General features: G+C 50.7%; 19 protein-coding genes. 13 read left to right on the top strand and 6 right to left on the bottom strand.

Annotated features, from left to right (window positions below; all coding sequences use genetic code 11):
* The first annotated feature begins 25 nt into the window (after nucleotides 1–25).
* The 9 genes from KSO86_RS05005 (at nucleotide 26) to KSO86_RS04965 (ending at nucleotide 12,228) form a co-directional block, all read left to right on the top strand.
* Nucleotides 26–1,507 (top strand): CCA tRNA nucleotidyltransferase, encoded by a 1,482-nt coding sequence (locus tag KSO86_RS05005; protein WP_216378501.1) that lies wholly within the window; start codon nucleotides 26–28, stop codon nucleotides 1,505–1,507.
* Entirely contained in the window at nucleotides 1,507–2,730 is a 1,224-nt protein-coding gene (locus tag KSO86_RS05000; RefSeq protein WP_216378500.1) for an MFS transporter, read from the top strand. The genes KSO86_RS05005 and KSO86_RS05000 overlap by 1 nt, the downstream gene beginning before the upstream one ends.
* Nucleotides 2,731–2,775: 45 nt before the next feature.
* The gene (locus KSO86_RS04995; RefSeq protein ID WP_216378499.1) at nucleotides 2,776–4,050 is read left to right on the top strand and encodes an AI-2E family transporter; all 1,275 of its coding nucleotides are present in this window, start codon (nucleotides 2,776–2,778) and stop codon (nucleotides 4,048–4,050) included.
* A gap of 5 nt (nucleotides 4,051–4,055) precedes the next feature.
* Complete coding sequence (locus KSO86_RS04990; RefSeq protein ID WP_216378498.1) at nucleotides 4,056–6,230, top strand: transglycosylase domain-containing protein; 2,175 nt, start codon at nucleotides 4,056–4,058, stop codon at nucleotides 6,228–6,230.
* 157 nt (nucleotides 6,231–6,387) lie between these two features.
* Nucleotides 6,388–6,693 carry a 30S ribosomal protein S6 gene (gene rpsF, locus KSO86_RS04985; protein WP_216378497.1) on the top strand — a complete coding sequence of 102 codons (306 nt, stop codon included), beginning with the start codon at nucleotides 6,388–6,390 and terminating at the stop codon, nucleotides 6,691–6,693.
* An 18-nt stretch (nucleotides 6,694–6,711) separates the two neighbouring features.
* On the top strand, nucleotides 6,712–7,242 hold the full coding sequence (locus tag KSO86_RS04980) for a single-stranded DNA-binding protein (protein ID WP_091279462.1): 531 nt from the start codon (nucleotides 6,712–6,714) through the stop codon (nucleotides 7,240–7,242).
* Between the two features lie 60 nt (nucleotides 7,243–7,302).
* Nucleotides 7,303–7,539: a 30S ribosomal protein S18 gene (rpsR, locus tag KSO86_RS04975; RefSeq protein ID WP_091279464.1), complete on the top strand. Its 237-nt coding sequence runs from the start codon at nucleotides 7,303–7,305 to the stop codon at nucleotides 7,537–7,539.
* A 21-nt stretch (nucleotides 7,540–7,560) separates the two neighbouring features.
* Nucleotides 7,561–8,007, top strand: coding sequence for a 50S ribosomal protein L9 (rplI, locus tag KSO86_RS04970; RefSeq protein ID WP_216378496.1), 447 nt, complete (start codon nucleotides 7,561–7,563; stop codon nucleotides 8,005–8,007).
* Between the two features lie 468 nt (nucleotides 8,008–8,475).
* A complete protein-coding gene (locus KSO86_RS04965; RefSeq protein ID WP_216378495.1) occupies nucleotides 8,476–12,228 on the top strand; it encodes an endo-beta-N-acetylglucosaminidase in 3,753 nt (1,250 codons plus the stop codon).
* Nucleotides 12,229–12,330: 102 nt separating this feature from the next.
* On the opposite strand, the gene KSO86_RS04960 is transcribed toward KSO86_RS04965, so the two are convergent.
* Nucleotides 12,331–13,662, bottom strand: a complete 1,332-nt coding sequence (locus KSO86_RS04960) for an MATE family efflux transporter (RefSeq protein ID WP_216378494.1) — start codon at nucleotides 13,660–13,662, stop codon at nucleotides 12,331–12,333.
* Nucleotides 13,663–14,110: 448 nt separating this feature from the next.
* Here KSO86_RS04960 and dnaB point away from each other — a divergent pair, with 448 nt between their 5' ends.
* The gene (dnaB, locus tag KSO86_RS04955; RefSeq protein WP_216378794.1) at nucleotides 14,111–15,457 is read left to right on the top strand and encodes a replicative DNA helicase; all 1,347 of its coding nucleotides are present in this window, start codon (nucleotides 14,111–14,113) and stop codon (nucleotides 15,455–15,457) included.
* Here the strand turns inward: dnaB and KSO86_RS04950 are convergent.
* The 5 genes from KSO86_RS04950 to KSO86_RS04930 are packed head-to-tail and all read right to left on the bottom strand — an operon-like array spanning nucleotide 15,454 to nucleotide 19,230.
* On the bottom strand, nucleotides 15,454–16,155 hold the full coding sequence (locus tag KSO86_RS04950) for an HD domain-containing protein (RefSeq protein WP_216431877.1): 702 nt from the start codon (nucleotides 16,153–16,155) through the stop codon (nucleotides 15,454–15,456). The genes dnaB and KSO86_RS04950 overlap by 4 nt on opposite strands.
* On the bottom strand, nucleotides 16,155–16,982 hold the full coding sequence (locus KSO86_RS04945; protein WP_216378492.1) for an aldo/keto reductase: 828 nt from the start codon (nucleotides 16,980–16,982) through the stop codon (nucleotides 16,155–16,157). The genes KSO86_RS04950 and KSO86_RS04945 overlap by 1 nt, the downstream gene beginning before the upstream one ends.
* Nucleotides 16,979–17,566: a 1-acyl-sn-glycerol-3-phosphate acyltransferase gene (locus KSO86_RS04940; protein WP_216378491.1), complete on the bottom strand. Its 588-nt coding sequence runs from the start codon at nucleotides 17,564–17,566 to the stop codon at nucleotides 16,979–16,981. Before KSO86_RS04940 ends, KSO86_RS04945 begins: the two co-directional genes overlap by 4 nt.
* A 13-nt stretch (nucleotides 17,567–17,579) precedes the next feature.
* Complete coding sequence (locus KSO86_RS04935; protein WP_216378490.1) at nucleotides 17,580–18,305, bottom strand: DsbA family protein; 726 nt, start codon at nucleotides 18,303–18,305, stop codon at nucleotides 17,580–17,582.
* 4 nt (nucleotides 18,306–18,309) lie between these two features.
* Nucleotides 18,310–19,230: a DUF4862 family protein gene (locus tag KSO86_RS04930; RefSeq protein ID WP_216378489.1), complete on the bottom strand. Its 921-nt coding sequence runs from the start codon at nucleotides 19,228–19,230 to the stop codon at nucleotides 18,310–18,312.
* An 80-nt stretch (nucleotides 19,231–19,310) separates the two neighbouring features.
* Here KSO86_RS04930 and KSO86_RS04925 point away from each other — a divergent pair, with 80 nt between their 5' ends.
* From KSO86_RS04925 to tgt, 3 genes are read left to right on the top strand one after another with little or no spacing between them, the layout of a single operon-like run.
* Nucleotides 19,311–19,886: a DUF4825 domain-containing protein gene (locus KSO86_RS04925; protein ID WP_253280534.1), complete on the top strand. Its 576-nt coding sequence runs from the start codon at nucleotides 19,311–19,313 to the stop codon at nucleotides 19,884–19,886.
* 20 nt (nucleotides 19,887–19,906) lie between these two features.
* Nucleotides 19,907–20,737, top strand: a complete 831-nt coding sequence (locus tag KSO86_RS04920) for a DUF4261 domain-containing protein (protein WP_216378487.1) — start codon at nucleotides 19,907–19,909, stop codon at nucleotides 20,735–20,737.
* A 24-nt stretch (nucleotides 20,738–20,761) separates the two neighbouring features.
* The gene (gene tgt, locus KSO86_RS04915; protein ID WP_216378486.1) at nucleotides 20,762–21,982 is read left to right on the top strand and encodes a tRNA guanosine(34) transglycosylase Tgt; all 1,221 of its coding nucleotides are present in this window, start codon (nucleotides 20,762–20,764) and stop codon (nucleotides 21,980–21,982) included.
* The last annotated feature ends 1 nt before the right edge of the window (nucleotide 21,983 follow it).

Genomic DNA, 21,983 nt, shown 5'->3' with positions numbered 1-21,983 from the left:
GCGCCTTTTATGACACCCTAAGAGGGTGACTTTAAGCGATTCTGTATTCAATTCTCATACGACGACGACGGACACTGACGTTAATCAGCGTGCCCGGCTACTTACTCAGGCCCATAAGAGGTTGAGTGAGTTGCCTGCGGCAATTCTTGAACTAGGTTCTATTTTCGCACGTAATGGCTATGAATTGGCAATGGTAGGTGGTCCTGTTCGCGATGCGCTTCTCGGTATGCCGATTCATGATTATGATTTCACGACGTCGGCACGCCCTGATGAGACAGAGCGTTTGCTAGCTTCGTGGGGTGGGGCGCATTGGGATATTGGTCGGGAATTCGGCACGATCGGTGCTTCTCGTGACGGTATTGTGGTAGAAGTCACAACGTATCGTACGGAAGAATATGACGCAGATTCTCGCAAGCCGGGAGTGCACTACGGTGATTCACTCGAAGGCGATGTGACCCGTCGTGATTTCACAGTCAATGCGATGGCAGTGCGATTGCCGTCCATGGAGTTGGTAGACGCAACCGGCGGTTTGGATGACATGGTTGCTGGCATACTGCGCACACCAGTAACAGCTCGGCAGAGTTTCGACGACGATCCGTTGCGTATCATGCGAGCCGCGCGATTTGTGGCCCAGCTCGGTTTTGACGTTGCTGATGATGTGCGCGCTGCGATGACGGACATGGCATCCCGCCTCGAGATAGTTTCGGTTGAGCGAATCCAGGCAGAACTCCACCGGCTCGTCATTTCCCCTTTCCCGCGTAAAGGTTTAGAGCTGCTAGTCGAAACTGGTGTAGCTGACATTGTGTTGCCAGAGTTAGCGAATTTGCGGGACACAGTTGATGAACATGGCCGTCATAAGGATGTCTATACCCACACGCTCACGGTTTTAGATCAGGCGATGGCACTAGAGACTGATGCCGAGGGTCCAGTTCCAGCACCGGATTTTATTTTGCGTTTCGCTGCGTTAATGCACGATATCGGCAAGCCGGTTACGCGGCGTTATGAAGAAGATGGAACGGTCACGTTCCATGCTCACGATATTGTGGGGGCGCGGATGACGACTAAACGTATGAAAGCACTGCGGTTCGATAAGGCAACGACGAAGGCGGTCTCGCGTCTCGTTGAGCTTCATTTACGTTTCCATGGCTATGGCGAACAACGTTGGTCTGATTCTGCCGTGCGTCGGTATGTCACCGATGCTGGAGACCAGCTTGAGCGCCTGAATCGGTTGACCCGGGCAGACGTGACAACCGGAAATAAGCGCAAGGCACGATGGCTCGCAGCTGGTATGGACGATTTAGAAGAGCGCATTGAGCTTCTCAAAGAACGCGAAGAAGTCGATGCGATCCGACCAGACCTCAATGGCCAGCAGATTATGGAACTTCTTGGGCTGCAACCTGGTCCAGAGGTTGGGCAGGCATACAAGTTCTTGCTCGAACTGCGTATGGAAGAAGGTCCGTTAGGCGAAGAGGAAGCTACCAAGCGGCTGCTTGCCTGGTGGAGCTAATGTATCCGATTTTCCGCCGGTTACTGACCGTTCGGTTAATCTCTCAAACAGCAGATGGCCTGTTTCAGGCAGGGTTAGCAACCCTTGTCTTGTTTAGTCCGTACTATGCGGCAACCCCAGCCGAAGTCGCGCTGGGGTTTGCCGTCATACTGCTTCCGTTTACCTTTGTGGTCCCGTTTGTTGGGCCGCTGCTGGATCGCTGGAATCGACGTCGGGTTCTTGTTATTGGGAATTTGGTGCGGGCCGGAATTATCTTGCTTCTGGCCGGGATAGTTGCTAGTTTTCCGCAGACTCGGCTAGTTTTCCTTGGTGCTCTTATTGTGCTGGGTATTAATAGGTTTATTTTGGCTGCGCTATCTGCGGGGTTACCGCATACGTTGCCACAACGGTTCCTCGTTATCGCAAACTCGATTGTCCCTACCGTCGGATCGATAGCTGCTGGACTGGGTGCACTCGCGGTTTTTGTTGTGTCAGTGGTGATTGGACCGTGGCAACACGTGACGTCTTTAATACTAGCGGCCTTATGTTGTGTGGGTGCTGGTTTCACTGCGATGACGATGCCACTCACCTCGCTGGGGCCTACGCAGGTTCGCACGTGGACGTTCCGTCATATTCTGAGCCAGTTAGTGGACGGTGTTCGCTATGTGGTCAGGCGGCGCACGCCAGCACTTGCGCTAGGAGCGATGGCTGTACATCGGTTCCTTTATGGGTTATCGATGATGATGGTGCTCTTTGCAAGCCGTGAAATTGGTGGCATGGCCCTCTTTGGTACGTTGTTGGCTGTGTCTTTTGCCGGGAATGCGCTCGCGATTGTGCTCACGCCGTTAGCTCACCGTTTCATCCCATCACTGACCTGGATAGTTATATGCACGGCTCTTGGTGGGGCTGCGCAAGTGATCTGGTCTATCAGTTTTTCGGTTCTCGCTGCCGGTATCGGTTGTTTTTTGTTGGGGTTAAGCGTCCAAGGCGCCAAAATCGCCGTCGACACAATTGTGCAACGCGATACTGCCGATAACTATTGCGGTAGAGCATTTTCGTTGTACGACATGTTGTTCAATATGGCGTTCGTCGTTTCCTGTGTGGTTGCTGCCTTGGTACTCCCCGAAACGGGTTGGTCTGCCGGGGTTTGTATCGGTTGTGCGCTAACTTACGGTGTTTTTGGAGTCATTTACGCTAGTGTAGTGCTGTGCTCATCGCGTCTCCACGGTGATTTGGCACAATAAGGTACATACATTGTTATATGTTCACCGTTTCTCAAGGAGGTCAGTGTGAGTCAACAGAATGACGACGACGTCGTGAACGTCAATTCTGCGCACGAGCAGGAAAAAGTCAGTGAACCTGCGGTCGATATCAACACCAGCGGTTTCATGATTCTTGCTGTCTTAGCACTGACAACTGTGGTTGGTATCGGGGTTCATTCGGTTGCCGATGTTTTCACTCCGTTGTTCCTAGCTTTCACATTGGTGTTGGCAGTACGTCCGTTTGGTCAGTTCCTTATGCGGCATCATCTGCCGTCATGGCTGGCATCGCTGACAACTCTAATTTTAACTCTTGCGATTATCGCTGGTTTACTCGGGATGACCGTGTGGTCATTGACTCCGGTTCCAGATTTGGTGCTCGAATATTCGGGCAAGATGGAATCGACGATGTATGGCGGATTGCAATGGCTGCAAAACCAAGGAATAAACACGCGCGACTTGTCTTATTACGCTGGTCAGGTGAATGTTAATTCGATCGTGTCATGGACGTGGAGCTTAGTTGGTGGGCTTTTTTCCTTTGGAGGGTTGCTGTCAATCGTTGCTATCGCAGCCTTCTTCTTAACCCTTGATACGACGGTGACACGATCCCGTGGCCAGATCGTCAATCAGGGCCACTGGAACATGGGAGAAGCCTTACGAGGGTTTGAACGCCGGGTGCGTCACTACTGGATTGTGACGACCGTCTTCGGTTTAGTTGTTGCATTCGTCGACGGATTAGTTTTGGAAACAATGAGTATTCCGTTAGCGTGGACATGGGCATACTGGGCGTTCATTACAAACTATGTTCCGAATATTGGCTTCGTCATTGGTGTTATTCCGCCAATGATCATTGGGCTCCTCGATTCTGGTTGGCAAACCATGCTGTGGGTTTTCGTTGCCTACACGGTGATCAACGTTGTTATTCAAACCTTGATCCAGCCGAAGATGACCGGTGATATCGTTGGCTTATCACCATCAGTTACGTTCTTTTCCTTGGTGGTGTGGACGTCAATCGTTGGTATGCTCGGCTCAATCTTGGCGGTCCCACTCACCTTATTCTTTAAAGCGCTCCTTGTTGATTCAGATCCTCGAACCAGATGGCTCGATGTGTATTTGATTTCGGAGAATGAAGCGGCTCGTCGTCGTGAAGATGGCTACTACGATAACTCGGAGACGTTCGACGATACTTTCCCAGAGCTTCTTCATCCGTTAACTGAATTCGAACGCAAAGCACGGCTGCGTTACCGTCCTAAACTGCAGGCGCTGTCTCGGCAGCTGAAGCGGTCTCCTAAGAAAGAAGGCTAAGCACAGTGACTTCTAAAACGACGTCGAAGAAAAAGTCAAAGCCACCACGCAAGCGTGGCTGGAATTATCCTCGTTCCGGGTTGGGACCGATCCGGCGATGGTTGCCGTCGTGGCGTTTCTTGTTCGGTAGCATCTTCACTTTGATTGCATTGGGGCTAGGTGCTTTTGCCGGTCTCTATATTGCGATTGACGTGCCTGAACCAGATGATTTCGCGCTCGCCCAAGCCACGAATGTGTATTACGGCGACGCTGAACAAAAGCTAGGGACATTTGCAGAAGCAGACCGGAAATCGGTAAATCTGGAAGAAATTTCCGCAGATGTTCAACACGCAGTGATCGCCTCGGAGGATCGGCGGTTTTACGAAAACAACGGTATTGATCCGAAAGGCATTTTGCGTGCTCTGTGGAACAACATTCAAGGCCGACCAACTCAGGGCGGATCTACGCTGACTCAACAGTATGCAGAGCGATACTACACTGGTCAAAATTCGTCACTAACTGGGAAAGTTCGCGAAGCTATTTTGGCGATCAAGATTGATCGCAAACAGTCCAAAGATCAGATTCTAAATAATTATCTGAACACGATCTATTTTGGACGTGGTGCATACGGTATCGAATCGGCATCCCAAAAGTATTTCGGAGTTACCGCGAAAGAGCTTAGCTTGGGACAGTCTGCCTTGTTAGCTGCAGTTATTCCGGCACCGTCAGCCTGGGATCCAGCTGTTGATCCGGAGACGTCGAAAGCTAAATTTGATCGCGTCTTGCGCAGAATGGCAGAAGACAAATGGATTTCCGACGAGCAGGCTAGTACTACTGAGTTTCCAGAAACCTTGGAACCAACAACGGGGCAGTCAGATCTGAGTGGGACCGACGGCTATTTGTTGCAAGAGGTTCGTAACGAATTAGTCGACGACGCCGGTTTCACTGAGGAACAAATTGATCGTGGCGGATACACGATTGTGACAACAATCGATCAGCGTAAGCAACAGGCCGCAGTTGATGCTGTCAATGCACTGCCACAGGATCGACCGGATAATAACCACATCGGGTTAATGTCAGTAGATCCAGTAACTGGTGAAACTCTTGCGATGTATGGTGGTCGTGACTTTTCGGTACGGCAGCAAAACAGCGCCACGCAGGACCGCGCCCAAGCTGGATCTGTTTTTAAGATTTTTGGTGTAACTGCTGCGCTAAAGTCTGGGATGTCTCCTAACCAGACTTTCGCTTCACCGGCGTCCTACACAGTTCCCGGTACGTCTTCTAAGTTCAGCAACTTTGGTAACGCAAGCTACGGGCCACTCAATCTGCGTGATATGGCTGCGTACTCGGTGAATACTGGGTTCATTCAGCTGAATGAAAAAATTGGTCCGTCAACTACTGCGAAAATGGCGGTTAACCTCGGTTTGCCAGAGAAACTTGTTGGGCTAGATAACAATGTAGGAAATATCCTCGGATCAGCTGCTCCAACAGCTAAAGAAATGTCGCGGGCCTTATCTACGCTTGCTAACGGTGGAAAACGACTCAATGCTGTTCATATTGTGCGGGAAGTAAAAGATGCCGATGGCAATGTTATCTACCGTGGTGATACGACGTCGAAACAAGCTATTTCTTCTGAAACTGCAACGCTAGCTTCGCACGTTCTCCAAGGTGGAATTGCGCCGTATGGAACAGCTGCAAAACTGGCTGGCTTGCAGCGTGAGATTGCCGCCAAGACCGGTACTTCAACGGGACCTCGCTCTGCGTGGGTTGCTACTTTTACGCCTAACCTGGTGACAGTTGTGGATATGTATCAGGTTGGTGAAAATGGAAGCGAAGAAGACCTCACTCCGTTTGGTGGAATACGTCTTATTACCGGATCTAGTTGGCCTACTGAGGTAGCTTACAACTATCTGAAGGTTGCATTTGAAGGAATGGAGAAGGTTAAATTCCCGAATGCGCAAAAGATCATCGATACCAAGTTCCCTCGCCCGGTACCTCCGAAGGAAGAAAAAGAAGAAGAACCGGAACCTGAAAAACCAACTGAAGAAGAGCAACCTGCTCCTGAGATAGAGCCTTCTCAGCCAGACAATCCAGAGGGCGGTTCTGGAAACGGATCGTCGGATAATCCGTCACTTCCTGATGTGCCTGGTAACGATTCTGGAATTCCGCTTCCAGAACCTCCGGGGCAAGAAGACCGGTAAGACGTGACGAGAATGATAGCGCTGTGTGGGGAAAACCGCACGGCGCTATCATCATTATTCAGGTAGTCTTATATACAGTGCGTCCAATGCGCACAGCATGACCCTCCTGTCATGGAAAGACCATGACCGTATTTAGTCCAGAGGAGGTGGGTACAACATGCGTCAGTACGAGATGATGATCATCATCGATCCTGAAACCGATGAGCGTACTCTCCAGGGAACCCTAGAGAAGTTGCTCGCCGTCGTCCCAGCAGAGGGTGGAACCCTCGATAAGGTGGACGTCCTTGGTAAGCGCCGTCTTGCTTACTCGATTAACAAGAAGTCCGAAGGTATCTACGTAGTTGTTTACATGACAGCTACCTCGGCTACCGCTCAGGAACTTGATCGCCAGCTCGGCCTTAATGAGTCGATCCTGCGCACCAAGCTTCTGCGCTACGAGCCAGCTACCGTTACCGAAGCCTGAAAGAAACTGGAGTAAACCATGGCTGGCGAACCGATTATCACCGTCGTCGGAAATCTCACCGCAGATCCGGAACTCAAGTACGTTGGCTCGGGTACGCCTGTTGCCTCGTTTACCGTGGCATCTACTCCGCGTAACCTGAACCGTCAAACTAACGAATGGGAAGATGGCGAAGCCATGTTCATTCGTTGTTCAGTGTGGCGTGAATATGCTGAGAACGTGACTGAATCGCTGTCTAAGGGCATGCGTGTTGTGGTCACCGGAAAGCTTCAGGTGCGCAACTATCAGCGTCAAGATGGATCGCAAGGTACATCGATTGAGATGCAGGTAGATGAAGTAGGGCCATCACTGCGTTACGCTACTGCTCAAGTGACTCGTTCACAGGGTGGCGGTAACCGTGGTGGGTTTAATAACCAAGGTGGGTATAGCCAGGGAGGCGGCCAGCAACAAGGTCGCGCTTCCTACGATGCTCCGGCTGGCGGATCCGCTTATGATCCGTGGGGCCAAGCACCAGCTGGTGGTTCGTCGTTTGACGACGCTCCACCGTTCTAAGACTTTTTGGAATGACTCAACCCGACGGTTAGTTATTCAATCATCGAAAGAGGAATCACAATGGCAAAGCCTGTATTGCGCAAGCCAAAGAAGAAGTCCAATCCGTTGAAGGCAGCCAAGGTTGCTAACATCGACTACAAGGACACCGCAACCCTACGCAAGTTCATCTCGGACCGCGGTAAGATCCGCTCCCGCCGAGTAACTGGTGTATCCGTTCAGGAGCAGCGTCAGATCGCCCGTGCAGTGAAGAACGCACGCGAAATGGCTCTTCTTCCTTACACGAGCTCCGCTCGCTGATCGAGAGAGGGAAGATAAAATATGAAGATTATCCTCACTCACGAAGTTGAGAAACTAGGCGAAGCCGGCGAAGTCGTTACCGTTAAGGACGGCTACGCACGTAACTTCCTTCTCCCACGTGGCTACGCCACCGTGTGGACCAAGGGCGCTCAGCGTCAGATCGATCAGATCGCCGCATCACGCCGTAAGCGTGCAACTGAGGACATCGAGCAGGCTCGTGAGATTCGCGAAGCTCTCGAAGCTAACGTTCTCACCATCACCAAGACCGCCGGTGCAAACGGTCGCCTATTCGGCGCTGTTTCCACTGCAGATGTTGCTGTAGTAGCATCCGAAGCTGCTGGTAAGCCAGTTGACCGTCGCTCGGTCAACCTGCACACCAACATCAAGTCTGTTGGTGAATACACCGGCCAGGTCAAGCTTCACGCAGACGTGGTTGCAAACATTAAGGTCAGCGTCATCGCTGAGTGATGTCTTAAATACGACAACAAGAGTGCAGGCCCTAGTTTTCTAGGGCCTGCACTCTTATTTCCGTGAATAAATTGCTTTGTTATGTTAATCATTACTTACAGAGTTTCTATTTTTGTCAACGTGTATGAGCGCCTAAGAGTATGAAACAAGAGAAATAATCCTGTATTTTCCGAGAATTAGGTAACTAGTGAAAAGCCGCAGCTAGCAAAGACTGGTCTTGGATCTGTCATTGTTGGTGCAGTGATGCTCCGACGTCGTCCACAAAACTGAAACCCTAGTGATGTGAACTGAAAACATACGAAGCAAGAAGAGGGGCGATTGCAGCAAGCAGTCTCCCCTCTTTTTCTACGTATAATGAAAAAATTTCATAGATTTTCGTATAAGAAAGAGTTGTATTTTCCTTGACTAAATCGTTTTAGTGTGGTGTGCTTAACGTGAGCTTGATATTCAATGACGAAAGGATCAAGTATGCACAAGAAAGAAAGCCGGCGACGTTCCACTAAAATAACCGCACGTGTCCTCGCGTCTTCACTTGCGGCCACACTAAGTTTTAGCGTAATAGCAACGTCAGCACAAGCTGCAGATACTGTATATAACAAAGATGAAAAGTCCCTTGGGAGCGCACAACCGAAGAATATGGGGCATCGACTGCAAGATGTTCGTGATTGGAGCCCGCAAACTGATCCATTTGCAGCATTTATGCGTTCAGATATTCCGCTCCAACAACGCACTCAACATGACCCATCCACTCAAGCCCATCAGAGTCTGGATGGGAAAGCAGAAATTATGTTAATGCAAGGAGACTACGGAAACTCCTTTTTTGACAATTTCCGAGCAAACAATGATGCCAACCAGCATACTCTGCAATTCTGGCAGTACGCTGATTATTGGAGCCCGTGGCATGGTAGTGCATCGATAGGTACCCCACGAGCACTCTATGATCCAAAGACTAGCGCATGGCAGCGGCGTGGATTTGAATTCGGAATCGTTGATATCCCAAATCCTGCTTGGACTAATGCGGCACATCGTAATGGCGTCAAGTCCATTGCTACTATTTACTTTGATCCCGCATTTCGGCCAGCTCTTACTCTTCATGAGGCATTTGAAAAAGATGAGAATGGCGAGTACAAGACTGCAAAGAAGCTCGTTGAGATGGCCAAATATTATGGCTATGACGGCTATTTCTTAAATGATGAAGAGACTAATCTTTCTGAAGATGAACTTCGCCCATTCATGAAATACTTGACCGATCATGGGTTATATACGCAGTGGTACACCAACAGTTCATCCTACTGGGATCAAACAAAAGCATCATGGCTGGGTACCGGGAAAAACGAGATCATGAATTCCGTATTCCTGAATTATCGATGGGCTGGAAGCGCAAATAACACAATTGCTGGAGCTGCGGCGGGCGGATACGATCCACACCACGATCTGTTCTTCGGCGTCGAAGCGAATCAGGGAAGGCTTGATAATCGTCATAACACAGCCTCCAGCGTCCCGGAGCTGTACGTCAGTGATGAAAACCATTCTCCAAAAGCATCGATAGCGCTGTTTACTCCGTCGGATTATTACCATCGAGGGCTCGACGACGATTTCCGCGATTTGAGCAAAGCTGACGATCCAGTGCATCAGCGTGATGGTTTTCAATGGATGGTAGATGCACGCCAGCGCCTCTATTTCTCTGGCGGTTCGAATAATCCACTAAAGAGTGGATTTAATAAGAATGAAGATATTTCTGATGTAACTAATACTCAGACAATGAAGTGGGGTGGAGTAGCTGATTTCACTCCGGCTCGTTCAGTTATTACAGGGGATTCCTTTGCCAGTAGTTTCAATATTGGCCGTGGTCTAAGCTGGTGGACTGACGGAGTTAAAACCGGTAATGAGCAATGGGCGAATATGGATTCCCAAGACATCCTTCCGTCATGGCAGTGGCTAGTAAAAACCGAGGACAGTAACGCTACGCTAACTGCAGACTGGGATATGGGAAACCAAGAAATCAGAGCGCAAAAAGACGGATCTAGTGCAGCTCGCATTCCATTCACTCCAATTGGCGCATATAACGGGGGAAACTCGTTAGCAATCCATGGGTCGAGTAATAAAGAAGCGACTTTCGGTCTGTACAAGACACAACTTGAAATAAACACAAAATCAAAGCTCAATCTTGTTACTCGTCAAGTTTCTGGAGATGCTGGCAAAGTATATGTTGAGCTAACATTCAAGGACGAACAAGACCCAGTTGATGTTGAACTTGCCGATATTAATAAGGAAACTTGGTCCGTTCAGAACATAGATCTTGCCAGCTATGCTGGCAAAACGCTAACCTCGATCAATCTAAAGTTCGAAAAAGCTCAAAACTATCAACTCAATCTCGGAGCCCTATCAGTAACTGCGGGTGATCCGGCACCGAAGGCCCCTACAAATATCCATATCGACCATGTCTATGAGGATGGTCAGCTTGTACTGGGTTGGGACGAAGCTGAATACGGTGATGTTGTCAACTATCGAGTAAGTGCTCTCGAAAACGGTGTTGAAAGCCATTTATATGAGGGATTTACAAACCTTGCCTACGTCAAGAATGCACCACATAACGACGTCGTTTACCGGGTACAAGCAATCGGCAAAGATGGACAGCTATCAGCACCAGCAGAGGTGAAATTTACGATGGCTGGTTTGCCGAGTGATGTAAAAATTGCGACAAAGGCCGTCGACGAAGTTCATGTCGGAGATAATGTTATTGCTGGACATGAACCGCTTCGAGTTTTTGCTGATGGGGACAAGAACCTAACTGTAACGTGGAAGAATACTGCAGTTACTGCCGAACGGTGTGTCATTTTTGCTCAACTTGCTGATCGCGCTCAAGGGATGTTGACAGATTTCCATAAGATCGTTTCGTGCGCTGATCAGCATGCAACGATTGATATTCCGGTTTCTGAGGGGTATCCAGTAGACGTGACACTAACACCGGTTGGAAGTCCGCTGGGATTAACCGTTCACGGCGAAACGGCTGATACTTTAGCTCGGCCGATGCCAATCAGTGACCTAAAGATTCAGGAGGATCAAGGAAAGAAAGTCTATCGGTTCTTCAATCCTTCAACGCCAGATTGGGCAGGTCTTGAAGTTAGCTGGAAAGATGGTTCAGGCAAGCTAACAAAGATTTCCACTCATGTTCGTGGAGACACTACCCAAGCAAAATTCGGGTATACGCCAAAGACAGACTCGATTGTGAAATGGCGTGATCTGCCAGATAACAACGGAACAATTGTCGCTCGTTTGACCGATACCGCAGGCAATGTGACGGAACAAGAATTTGTTATTAAAAATGGCGAGGTTACCTCGGTTTCATCCCAACCAGAGGAAAGCGAACCGAAATATGCGGATGTGTTAGATCTAGCTTATAGTGATGTCGAAGTTTCTCAAGGAGAAACTGTAGAGCTTAGACTAACCGACTCAGACATAATTCCAGCACCTACAGGAACAAAGTTCGCTTCAGCTGATCTTCCGGAATTTATAACCATTGATGAAACCGACGGCAAGCTTACTATTATGCCAACTGCTGATACTACGCCAGGGGATTTAACAGGACATGTAGATGTAACTTACCCGGATGGTTCTACTTCCAAACTAGTTCTCAAGGTGACAGTCAAAGAAGTAGCAAAGCCAGAACAAAAACTAACTCCGGAATTTCCGATGTTTGTCGATCCGAAAGCTGACGATCCAGCAGCCTGCTCAACCAAGCCATTTGCAACGGTAAAGGAGCAACAGGGTGTAGAGTACACAGTTTTTGTTGACGGAAAAGGCATTAAACCGAACGATGAAGGAAAGTTTGTCTATGACTATGGTCAAACCATCGTTGTTAAAGCTACCCCAGCTGACGGTGCCCATTTCGTGCCAGAAGCAACAGTACAGTGGTCATGGACAGCACCGACGCGCGAAGAGCTCAAGTGCTCTGTGCCGTGGACAAAGCTGATCCCAGCTGTTCCTGCACTACCCCAAGATAAACCTGAAACGAAAGATCCGAACCAAACAGAGCAGAAGCATGAAGATCCCGTTAAAGACAAAAATGTAGATACGGATGTAAAACCTCAGAAACCAACTGTTAAAGCATCTGGATCTGATTTAGCGAAGACGGGTATTCAGATTCATACTCTCGCAGTGTTGAGCCTAGGAAGTGTGCTAGCTGGTGCAGTTGCACTCCGTCGTCGCCAACACAGCTGAACTTCATAACGTCATATTGTTATAGAAGCTAAAAGAGAGGGCACGAACCGAACCACAGGTTCGTGCCCTCTCTGATACCAGCAATCGGCGAGCAGACGTCATCTATAGATGCATCCATGCAGTGCCGCGAGTACGAGCAAACTGCGTGCCCGCACGAACAGCCATAGTCACGCCACCATAGCCCAGCCACAGCGTCACCATTCCCCAGGTCTGTCCAAAGGATTCCGGCCACCACAAAACTGCACCGGCAATCGGAGCGAACGCAGCCAACGTAATGAGCATGTACCATGCCAACCGGCGCGTATCACCAGCACCAATCAAAACCCCATCGAGCATGAACGCTAATGATGCTAACGGCAGGGCCGCAGCAGCTACCCATAGGACAGTCCGGGAAAGGGTGCGAACGTCGTCGTCGCCACTCATAATCCACGGGACCACAAAAGAAAGTCCCACCATAATCACGCCGAGGCCCACACCAACCCACAGTCCCCACAGCACACATCGGTCTAAAATGTGGCGAACACGGGCCGGCTCACCTGACCCAAGCGCCTGTCCAACCAGGATTTGGGCGGCTGTTGCGAGTGAGTCTAAACCATAGGACATGAAGTTCCAGAGTGTCATCACGATCTGATTCGTTGCTAGCGCAATCGCTCCCAGCCCGGACGTGCCCGCAATCAGTAAGAGGATCGCCGAGCGCAACGAAGCAGTCCGGATAATAAGCGGGACTGCTTCAGATAAGGACCGTAGCACCCCACCGCCAGACGGGATAACGGCCGCTCCGGAGTGCCGTGCTCGGCTCACGATTATCCACGTCAGTGCACCTGCCATAAGTGTCTGTGCAGTTGCTGTGCCGAGTCCTGCGCCGACGATTCCTAAGCCTAGCCCGTAGATTAAGAACGCGTTGAGCGGAATGTTTGCCAGCGCACCAGCAGTTGCGACGACGAAGGGCGTTTTTGTGTCGCCGAAGCCGCGCAAGGTTCCGGTCGCTGCGAGCACGAGGAGCATTCCGGGTAGCCCCCAGGAACTTGCGTGCAGATAGGCTTGGGCTTGGTTTGATACCGACGACGACGGACTGAACCAGCCAATAATTATCTCGCCAGCAAAGAATAGAACGAGACCTAAAATGATGCCGAGTCCGACGGCGAGCCACATGCCGTCAAGGCCAAGGCGGTAAGCATGTTTCTTATCCCCGCTACCGACTGACCGTGCCGTTGCTGCCGTGGTGGCGTAGGTGAGGAAAATGCACAGACCTACGAGGGTAGTTAGGATCGTGGATGCTAACGATAAACCAGCGAGTGGAGAGACGCCCGGGAGACGGCCAATCATCGTGGTATCTACCGCAACTAAGAGGGGTTCAGCTAGGAGGGCTCCCAGAGAAGGCAATGCTAGTCGGAGAATAGATGAATCAACATGGGGTAGGTCGTTATTAGCCATGTCTGTTCTGGCCTTCCTGAAGCTGGTGAATTGTTTGCTATTAGAAGCCTATCGAAACGATGCCGAACACGCAGACACGCCGATAGTTAAAGTGGTTGACATCTAGTTGTGGTTAACTTTTGCAACGAGAAAGAAGATACTCGCAGGTTGTCCACATTAGTGGAAAAAATAATCGCGGATTTCCAGCGGATTTTCTTTATTTCTCCACCATGGTGGATAACATTGTGAAAATCTGTGGATAACCTATTGAGTTATCCTCAGAGTTATGCACAAATCCACCTTATTTATCCACAGTAATAGTTAAAGTAATCGCAGGGGTGTGGGTAAGTCAGGTGCATATGGTATTAATCGATGTGGATAACACCAGCATATGGGCGCAAAATGCGCCATAATTACCTGTGAACTACCAGCAAATAGAAGAACACCGTAAGGAATTCTCGTGAGTGATATGTCAAATTCCCAATTCGAACGTACCCCGCCACACGATATCGAGGCTGAACGTTCCGTCTTGGGTGGCATGATGCTCAGTAAAGACGCATTAGCTGACGTGTTAGAGATGCTTGATGCACAAGACTTTTACCGCCCTGCACACGGCACAATCTTCACTACGATTCTTGACCTCTTCGGTGCTGGGCAGCCTGCAGACGCCATCACGGTAGCCGCCGAACTTCAACGCCAAGGAAAACTCGAACAAATTGGTGGACGTGCAGTTCTCCACGATCTCGTTTCAGCCGTGCCAACTGCTGCCAATGCCTCATATTATGCACAAATCGTCCACGATCAAGCTGTGTTGCGACGGCTGGTTGAAACCGGAACACGAATCGCACAGCTGGGATACACAACTGACGGCGGGGATGTAGCCGAACTCCTCAACCTCGCTCAATCCGAGGTGTATGCCATGAGCGACACAAAAACTACCAACGATTATGCCTCCCTTTATGAGATCATCCCGGGCCTTGTTGAAGAACTCGAACTGAACTCTGCACGTGATGGACAACTAGCCGGATTAGCTACTGGTTTCCACGATTTAGATAAGGTTTTGCTAGGGTTACGCCCGAACCAGATGATTATTGTGGCCGCACGCCCAGGTATGGGTAAAACAACGCTTGCGATGGACTTCTGCCGTCATATCGCGATTAAAGATGGCAAACCAGTTGCATTCTTCTCCCTCGAAATGAACCGCAACGAACTAGCAATGCGTATGCTTGCTGCCGAATCAGAGGTTTGGCTCTCGAAACTCATCGCTGGTGAACTCGAACAGCGCGATTGGGAACGTATTTCGCGAACCTTGGAACGAGTAGCGTCTGCTCCGCTCTATGTTGATGATTCCCCGAATCTCACCATGATGGAGATTCGGTCCAAAGCCCGCCGAATGCGGCAGCAACAAAAAATCGAGCTGATCGTGATCGACTACCTGCAGCTACTCACCTCAGGCGGACGTAGTCCCGAATCACGCCAGCAAGAAGTCTCCGAATTTTCCCGTTCCATCAAGCTTCTTGCGAAAGAACTGGAGATACCTATTATTGCGATCGCCCAGCTCAACCGTGAAACCGAACGGCGAGATTCTAAGAAACCACAAGTATCGGACTTGCGTGAATCCGGTTCGCTCGAACAGGATGCCGACGTCGTTATCCTCATTAACCGGCCGAAAGACCGGGACGAAATGGGTGCGCTTCCGCCAGCACAAATCATTGTGGGTAAGAATCGATCCGGTCCAACCGCAGACGATATTGAGCTCGAATTCCAGGGCTCACTCACGCGCTTTGCGAACTATGCAGCCGCAGAAGATTATTAAGCTGTCACCTCGGCAGCTAGCCGGCCAAAGAATGCACGTTGCACATCTACTGCTTCGCGCCACAACTGCGTAGCAGTAGCAGTCGAGCATTCCTGTTCCCACAGCCGATCAAGCTTAGTTTGATAAGACGAGAGCCACGCTTGCTGCTGGGCTGTGGTTAATTCCAAGAACTTCACATATTTGAGAGTATCCGCTACTCGGTAAGCCCCGAACCTATCAATATTGTCGCAGTCTCCGATAGATTGCGCCAAAACGCTAGGTTCGTGATCGAATACGAGATATGGTCGCCCTGCGCTATCACAGCACGTACCTTGGTCATCCGGGCGTGGATTCCACAGATCATCCGTGTGCATCGCAATACCTTGGACGATCTCGAGACGCTGGCTATCAGCGAGTCCTAGTTCTCGCAAAAAATCATTTGCTGTTAGGGCGCCTGCCCGGCCGTGATCGACTGGACGTTGGGCATCGAACTTGCCCACATCATGAAGTAGACACCCCAATGCGAGAAGATGTTCGTCAAGCCCTTCGCCCTGTGCTACTAACCGCCCGATACGAGCCACCCGAAGGCTATGCTCAAAACGGTACCGGCGTGAGCCAGCACTAACAGTTTTCCCGTCTACTACTCGTTCGTCACTGAGCAGATGCCGGTGCACAAACTCTAACGCCGGCTCGAAAGCCTCGTGCGCACTGACCATCATCACATCTTCGCGAATACGTCAGGGTTTGGTCCCATTCGGCCGTCTTCGCCGCGATCAAGAGCGCGGATAGCAGCCAGATCGCCGTCGTCCAAAACCACACCCAACGAATTGAAATTCTCGCGCTGACGAGCCAAACTCGACGCTTTCGGAATCGCCACGAAACCTTCTAAACGATGCCAAGCCAACACAACCTGTGCCGGGGTGGCGTCATGCTTTTTCGCAATCTCGATAATAACCGGATCCAACAGATCCTTGCCCCGGCCCAACGGCGACCACGCCTCAACCACAATTCCAGCAGTCCGGCAGTACTCAACCACCTGACGGTTTTGGAAATACGGGTGAATCTCAATCTGGTTAATCACCGGAACCCCAGTGCCGGCTGCAATCAACTGCTCCAAGTGCGAAATCTGGAAATTCGAGACACCAACTGAACGCAGATGACCCTCAGCCACTAGGTCCTCCATCGCGGCAAAGGTCTGCATGAAATCGCCGTCGTAATGCATTGGCAGTGGCCAGTGCATCAAGAACAAATCAACGTAATCGGTGCGTAATTTTGCCAGCGACTGAGCGAAGGAAGTGTAGACCTGCTCGGGTTCATGGTTCGGGTTGTCGAGCTTCGTGGTAATAAAAAGGCTCTGGCGCGGAATACCGGATTCGACGATCGCCCGGCCCACCCCATCTTCGTTGCCGTACATTTGTGCCGTATCAATATGGCGGTATCCGATGGCAAAAGCCTGCTGGACGAGGTCGGCTGCGTCTTTTTGTGCAACCTGATAGGTTCCGAATCCTAGTTCGGGAATATTAAAACCAGATCGAAGATGAGTCATTGGCTTATTTCTCCTTCTTCAATTTCGGCACGCAACCGTGGAACTGAAGTTAGCTCCGGGTGGATGCCAACTTTGTCGGCATAAAACTCACGAATCTTTTCCATGTCTGCTGCGACATCTCCGGTGAGCATCATTGACCCACGCCAACCATACGTTTTGGTTGCCGAATCGACGAAGCCGAAAACCACTGGGATGCCAGCTTCTAGTGCGATGTAGTAGAACCCGGATTTCCAGGTGTCACGGTATCCACGAGTGCCTTTAGGTGCCACGCAGAGAGCAAAGTGTTCAACGGATTGCGCATGCTCAACAATGTTGTGAACCATGCCGTGCGACGAATTACGATCGACGCCCACGCCACCTACCGCGCGGATAAAAGAGCCAACTGGCTGACGCATGTACGAGCTCTTGATGAGGAACCGAAGGTTGCGGTCCGCGTGCCAAAATGCCATGAGCATGTAGAGCGCATCCCAGTTCGATGTGTGTGGTGCACCGATCACTACAGCCTTTGGCGGTAACGTGTCCACATCAATTGTCCAACGAGAAAACCGTTGAAATGTTCGCGCGATAAACCGTTTGAATGACATAGGAATCCTTATTTCACTTCTGATTTTCTGGGCGTTTAAGTTCTGCGTTAATGATCTGATTAAACTGATCGACAGGGTAGGCGCCGGCGAGGAACGAGTAGCCGACGATGAATGACGGCGTACTCGAAATACCAAGTGCCTGGCCGTGGGTACGTTCTTCGTTCACTGCGTTCACAGTTTCTTCGGATTGCAGATCGGCGGTGAACTTGTCAGTGTCCATTCCAACTTTTCCAGCTAGCTCAGTGAGGGCTTCGGCAGTTGGTTCTGGCGGGTTAGCAAAAAGTTCGTGGTGGTATTCCCAGAATTTGTTTTGTAGCGCGGCTGCGTGGGACGCTTGCGCAATAAGTACCGACTCATCGCCAAGAATTGGTAGCGAGTTGTATTCGATGCGAACCGTGCCGTCGTCGATAAAGCTTTGAAGCTCGGGCAGAGTGTTGAGCGACCAGTCCCGGCAGTGTCCGCAACGATAGTCAGAATACATTTCGATCACGACGGGTGCGTCAAGCGAACCGAGTGCACGCGGATCATCTGGGTTGAGGCGATGCTGTTGCTCGATGAGTTTCTTTACTTCTGGGGAAAGCTCGGCTGGTTTTTGTGGTTCGCTGGTTGACGACGACGAATCTGCCTTCGGCGCGGACGGAGTTTTAGACGAAAAAACTCCGGCAACAATCATGCTGACAACGAGTGCTGCCACAGTTAGAAGGGCAACAAGTGAAGCAATTACTTTACGTTGGTTCATCAATTCAACCTATCTGCGAACCGGTCTTTACCTGGGCTGCCGCCGCAATTCGACGGATCATGTCCAGCCTAGTAGATAACGACACCTCGGGACGAATGCTTACCTTAGCTCCGAGGAAGTTAACAGGATATTGCCGGGTGGCGTTGGCAACGTCAGTGACATTTTGGACAGTCATTAACGACGACGGTTCATCGTCATGCAATGGCATATGGTCATCATTCCATGCTGGACCGAAACTGTTGGCTTCGCTGTGTGCGCCCGAGAAAATAACACCGCCGAGGACGCCAGCCGCACCGGCTTGTTGGACGTGCGCTAGTGGGGTATCGGTGCTGCGCCCTTCGATAACTGACCGTCCCCAGTTAATCACGATAGGCATATTTCGTTCAGTTGCTGCCTTGATTTCATCGGCTAAGCTCAGGAAACCTTTCTGAGCCAACTGTCCCGGGATGAATTCGTCTTGATGCTCGATGACGAGTTGGGCGCCGTCCCAATCCCACTGTGAAATGATATCTAGCGAATGTAAGAAAGGATCGAGATGTGCGTTTCCTGTTGGGGCTGAGTGTAACTCTACGTGGGTGAAGATTTGCCGGCCGGCAGCATCGTTGACTTCCTTGATCGCCCACGAAGCGTTGAGAAGGAAATCGAGAGCAGCAGCCTGTCCGGCGTCGTCGGGCGAGGCCAATCCGAAAGCGGGATCGGCGCCGACGCGCTGCATTGTGCCCGGAATAGGGGTTAAAACGTTGACGTGGAAATGATCAGGGAGCTGGGCCGCGAACCAAGCCGGATCGTCAGTGATCGAGTTACGGAACGGAATCTCTAGCCCGTTCACCCATGACTGCGCGCCTAACGTTGCATAATATTCTTCCTGTTCGGGCAAAGCTGTAGGTAGCGAGGCATAAGCGCCAACAATAAACGGGACCGACATAATCATACCTTCCAGTGGCTAAGCACGGTAAACACTTCTCAGTTTACGGCGCGCACGGGAAAGGTGGTATTTTGACAAGCATGAGGGTTGGTTTTTCCCATTGGCGTACAATCGCTAGTTTGGTCATTGTTGTTATTATCGTTTCGGCCGCGTTCTGGGGCGTCTATCGTTTGGTGTCGAGCAACCAATTTCAGATGGATAGTGAGCCGAAATCGTCGTTGTCATATCGCACTCACAATATTTCTGGTTCGCGTATCTACGTATCCGACTATATTGGCGATCAAGCCAATACCTTTGCGCTCATGCGGACACTGCCGTTAAATGACAGAATCATCAACATCGGGATTGCCGACCAAGGCATCAATGTTAATCTTAAAAAAACTAACCTCACTGATGAAGATACCCAACGTGACGCGCTCTATTCGGCATCTGTTGTGATGGCAGTAATTAAAGACGCGAAATATGTATCCTTCCGCAGCGGAATGTCGTTGATTGAAGTGACCCGTTTCGACGTCGAATCCTTCATTCCCGAAGGTGCACTCACAACGATTAAACAACAGGTGTGGGATCGGGTTCGACGGGCAATACCGGAAGCTGTCCCACAACTGATCGAAGTTCGCAACACATCAGGGAACTTGAGAGAGCCTTCCGAATAAAGCTCCCGTAGAATTATGCTATGAATCATCTTGGAATCGACGCTATTCATCCAACCGCGCCCGAATATCTCACTGCGGCCGCTTTGTTTTCTGCTCCGATCGATGTGGGGGCAGCGATGCAACGAATCCGTGACGTGTGGGGTGAAGATGTGGACCCGCAATGGGTGAGCGTGGATGCGGCAGCTACTGGCGGACTCAGCGGGGAACTCCTGACGTTCCGGCTACAAGGTGTCCAAGTGATGATCACTCCGGTTACTGGCCAGCTCGAGTTAGATAAAGGTCAGCTACCAGAACACCATACTCATGTGGCGATGACTTTCTATGCTCCGTTGGCTGGGATGGTTGAAGGCACGCTTGCCGGGGAACAAGAGCTCCATGGCGATAATGCGCCTGAGCTGATGCGCCGGCATCGCATGGTATCAGCACATATTGCTTACACTCAGGTAGCCGATGCGTTGATGCGTGAGCCGGCTGCGATCGGGGTGTACCGGCATGAGCTCGGGGTGATCCATCCGCCACAGATGGTCCAAGCGCTCGCGGAATCCTTGACTTCTGGGCAAGCACCGCTTCCGTTGTGGATTAATATCCGGTTGGCTGACGGGCCTACAAGCCGGGCGCGCACGCTGGGGTTGCCGTTGTTTGGTCATTTAGATGTGGAAGTTAGTGGCGGGCCGGCTCTTGAGAAGACGGCTGCTTTTATCGAAAACACCGCTAACTACATTGTGATGGGTGATAGTTATCTGTTGCCGGGGCAGACGATCGGCGCTAGTGACGGCAGTAGTTATCCGGTCACGCAAGAGATTTCGGTAGCTGACGGCTCTACTGTTATTACAGTTGATGTGCAGGGCTAATAGTTAGCTTTGAGGAAGAAGAACATGTTTGATATTAAGACGCGGCTTGAGGATCACCTTGGCCGTACTGGTACGATTCACACGCCGCACGGTGATATTCAGACTCCGGCGTTCATTCCGGTTGCGACGAAGGCGACCGTGAAGGCGGTGCTTCCGGAAACGATGCGAGAGATTGGTGCGCAGGCGTTGTTGTCTAACGCCTATCATCTGTATCTGCAGCCTGGTTCGGACATCGTTGATGAAGCTGGTGGCGTCGCTGCGTTTGAGAACTGGCACGGACCGACGTTCACGGATTCAGGCGGTTTTCAGGTGTTGAGCCTGGGCTCTGGCTTCAAGAAAGTTCTTTCGGAAGAGTTTAACGGCAAGGCTCATGTTGATGGTCAGGTTGCGGGAAAGAAAGAACGTCTCGCTAATGTTGACGACGACGGCGTCTGGTTCCGTTCGCATTTGAACGGCTCGAAGCATCGTTTTACCCCGGAAGTCTCGATGCGTATTCAGCATGAGCTGGGCGCAGACATTATTTTTGCCTTCGATGAGCTCACAACCTTGTTGAACTCGCGTGGTTATCAAGAAGAGGCTTTGGAGCGTACCCGGTTGTGGGCACAGCGGTGTTTGCGGGCGCATAAACAGCTCACCGAAGAGCGCGAGGGCAAGCCGTATCAGCAGTTGTTCGGCGTGATTCAGGGCGCTCAATATGAGGATTTGCGCCGTAAAGCTGCGCGCGATCTGGGAAATATGGAGATCGACGGTCAGCGCTTTGACGGCTTCGGTGTTGGCGGTGCGTTAGAGAAGGAAAACCTGGGCACTATTGTGGGCTGGGTGAACGAGGAGCTTCCGGAAGATCGGGCACGTCATCTGCTAGGTATTTCGGAACCTGACGATTTGTTTGTTGGGGTGGAAAACGGGATAGATACGTTTGATTGCGTTAATCCGTCCCGGGTGGCGCGCAATGCGGCGATCTATTCGCCAGATGGCCGGTTTAATGTTAATCGTGCTCGGCATCGGCGTGATTTCACTCCACTGGTTGACGGGTGTGAATGCTACACCTGTACGCATTACACGAAGGCCTATCTCCATCACTTGTTTAAGGCGAAGGAAATGGTTGTGAATACGTTGACGACTATCCACAACGAGTACTTCACGATCAAACTTGTGGACGATATTCGCCACCACATGGAATCCGGAACTTACTGGGAGTTTAAGGAAGAAACTCTGGGCCGGTTTTACGGCAAGCGCGATATCTAAG

Origin of the sequence: Arcanobacterium phocae (assembly GCF_018913465.1) — a bacterium.
GTDB lineage: Bacteria > Actinomycetota > Actinomycetes > Actinomycetales > Actinomycetaceae > Arcanobacterium > Arcanobacterium phocae_A.
The sequence above is the reverse complement of the archived record's forward strand: the minus strand, read 5'-3'. Positions and strand labels throughout refer to the sequence as shown.